Origin of the sequence: Robertmurraya sp. DFI.2.37, assembly GCF_029211245.1 — a bacterium.
Lineage (GTDB): Bacteria > Bacillota > Bacilli > Bacillales > Cytobacillaceae > Robertmurraya > Robertmurraya methanolica_A.
In genome coordinates this window covers 1-2,868 of the sequence record NZ_JARGEJ010000117.1, presented here as the reverse complement: position 1 = coordinate 2,868, position 2,868 = coordinate 1, and the positions used below count along the sequence as shown (strand labels likewise).

Here is a 2,868-nt window from a genome sequence, read left to right as displayed (position 1 = left end):
ATCTCTTTTCAATTTCCCCACCGAAATCACTCCTTTAGCTTTATACTTATGATTCTATCAAATAAAAAACTGTGTGAGTAAGGAATCGTACGCATTCCTCACTTACACAGTTAATATTACACTCCCATAATAAATTTATTGTGTATTTGGCAAGCAAAAAATGTATTAAACGGCATTTAAAAATGTACCACTTGCCAACGCATAGAATTAACCTTGTATAATTGATTCTTTGTAACGGTGGCTATCCCCGTTAAACACGATTAAATGCGAGTGATGAATTAATCGATCAATGACTGCTTCCGTTACAATCGGATCTCCGAAAACGTGATTCCATTGACCGAACTGAAGATTTGTTGTAATGATAATGCTCTTCGCTTCATAACACATCGCAATAACCTGAAATAATAATTCTGCTCCTTGTTTATGGAGAGGAATATACCCTAGTTCATCCAAGATCAATAAATCAAGTTTCTCTATTTGTTTAAAGAGCTTATTTAGTGTTCCTTTTTCATTTGCCTCTAGTAATCGATTGACTAATGAGGCTACTGTATAAAATTTGATGGACTTTCCAAACTTTTGTACGGCATTCAATCCAATAATGGTGGCTAAGTAAGTTTTACCTGTGCCCACTCCTCCATAGAAAATTAAATTTTCCTGCCGTTCCAGAAATGCACCATTTAATAAATCCTCTTTACTGAGCCCTTGAGTTAATAATATATCTTTCCAATCAAAAGGATTTCCTTTTGTTTTAGGAAGCGTCGCTTGTGTCAGTAATAGATTCGTCTTCCGTTCCTCTCGTTGCTCAACTTCTCTTCTAAATAACTCTAGTAAGAAATCCTCATTCGTCTTTGCTTCCACTTCATGATAATGTTCTCTGATCCAGCTTAATTTCAACCGCTTGGCATATTCTAGAATCTGACCATTCATTGTAGATCAACTCCTTTCATAAGCTGATCATAATGATCTAAACCTCGAATAGCCTTCGGCATTTCTGGCAATGGTCGATTGGGGTGTATTTCCGAACGGATTCCCCGTCCATTTATCAGTTGATAAAACACCTGTTTAATGGATTCAACAGATGGATGGCCATGCTCAGAAGCGATTATAAGTGCCTCCGTAATTCTACTAAAATCATGTTCTTTCAATACCATTGCTAGTAGTTTAAGAGCCTCTGGTTTTTCCGCAGCTGTACATGAATTGAAATACTCTTGCCATTCTGTTGGAAGTTGCTCATAGAAACTCGTATATTTAAGTGCCAAAGGACGTTTGGCCATTAGGTTTAAGTATGGCTGCCATTTCATAGACTTTCTATATTGACCGTATAATCGAGAGTGACTAACCACCAGCTGATTGTCGTCTGTGAGTATTTCAATCGTATTATATGAGATTTTTACGAGAACCTTACTTAGCGCATACCTCGGAGAGGTTGAATAGAGGTTCTTCTCTACCCTTATATAACCATACTTATCCGCCTTGACGGTTTCATACCTTACACATTGATACTCTTTCCCTGGAAGAACAAAACAAGCTTTTTGATCCTCTTCAAACAATGTAGAAATAAAGGTTTCTTTCTCATAGTGCTTACGTTCACGGTCTCTTTCAGCTTTGTCCCATAACTTCTCGTTAAGTTGATCTATATCAAATACATGTAGACCTGGTAGTAAGAAATTATTCCTCACATATTTGACCATAGCTTCCACATGCCCTTTTTCGTTGCCACTATTCGGATTACAAAACTCGCATTTAAAACCATAGTGAAGAACGAAGTTTTGAAACTCCTCTGTTAGCTGCCGTTCTCCATTTGGCAGTACTTTTTTTACGGCAGGGGATAGATTATCAAACCTGATTGTTTTTGGAACTCCACCCATATGATGAAAAATTCGCTTCAGTCCTTCTAGGAAGCACTCTCTATTTTGTGAAGGAAACACCTGAAAATAAAAAGCATTACTATAAGGAAAAGATAAGACTAGATAGGGGAGCACAATGTCCTCTCCTTGATATTTAAATGGTGCTTCCCCAAAATCAACCTGTGCTGTACCCAGCTTAGATTCAAGTGGTAGAGCGGCTTGACTAGATTCATTTAATAACTCTTTCTTTCTGTTCGAAACATAATTTCTAATCGTTCGATCAGATCCCTTAAAATCAACTTCTTCTTTTAGCTGTTCCCACATCCGCTTTGCGGTTCTACGAAACTTCTTTTTTTGCTTAAAGTCCTCTAAAATCCACTCATCTACGATATGCTTAACTGAATCCATGATGGGTGAAGGTCTGTTTTGTTTCACTTTCACTTCAGGACTAAAATCCTCTTTTTCGGCATACTTTTTTACGGTTCTAGGATCTCTTCCAATTTTTTTCGCTATTGTTGAATAACTACTATCTTTTTCGACAGCCTCATGTCTGATATAATTAATTTCGGCCACTGCCAACATCTCCTTAATACCTCCTGCGCTTGTTTGTCCCAACAGGAAGTGTATGTGTATTTTGGAATGTTGACAAGTGGTTTTTTTAATTTATGCAGTACCTTCCAGGCACTGCATAAATTAAATGCCATAACCTACATTTTTATGATGCCATAGACATTTATTGGAAAATTATATTGTTCAAAAGATATTAAAGAATTATCAGCACTGAAAAGAAGAGTATTTAAGAAATTTTTTATTCTAAACGATAAATGCTAAAATACCAGATAGTAGAATAAGGGATTTAGAATGAGTGTTTTTTTGTTAAATGAATGAAATAAGTGGATCGGCTACACTTAGTTAGACAGAAATTTTAAGGTCAAGTAGAATGAACTATACTAATCAGTTATGAGGAGAATCTACATGACAAGAAAAGTACGTCGAACATTTACCGAAGAATTTAAACAAC

The 2,868-nt window shown here is 36.2% G+C and carries 2 protein-coding genes; both read right to left on the bottom strand.

Translation table 11 applies throughout. The features are described from left to right. Positions 1-207 precede the first annotated feature (207 nt). A complete protein-coding gene (istB, locus tag PZE06_RS25560; protein WP_095314893.1) occupies positions 208-927 on the bottom strand; it encodes an IS21-like element helper ATPase IstB in 720 nt (239 codons plus the stop codon). Next, positions 924-2,429, bottom strand: a complete 1,506-nt coding sequence (istA, locus tag PZE06_RS25555; protein ID WP_137744925.1) for an IS21 family transposase — start codon at positions 2,427-2,429, stop codon at positions 924-926. The genes istB and istA overlap by 4 nt, the downstream gene beginning before the upstream one ends. Positions 2,430-2,868: the final 439 nt, after the last annotated feature.

Excerpts from the sequence above, each read along its gene's own strand:
- istA (WP_137744925.1), bottom strand. The coding sequence starts at position 2,429 with ATGTTGGCAGTGGCCGAAATTAATTATATCAGACATGAGGCTGTCGAA.
- istB (WP_095314893.1), bottom strand. The coding sequence starts at position 927 with ATGAATGGTCAGATTCTAGAATATGCCAAGCGGTTGAAATTAAGCTGG.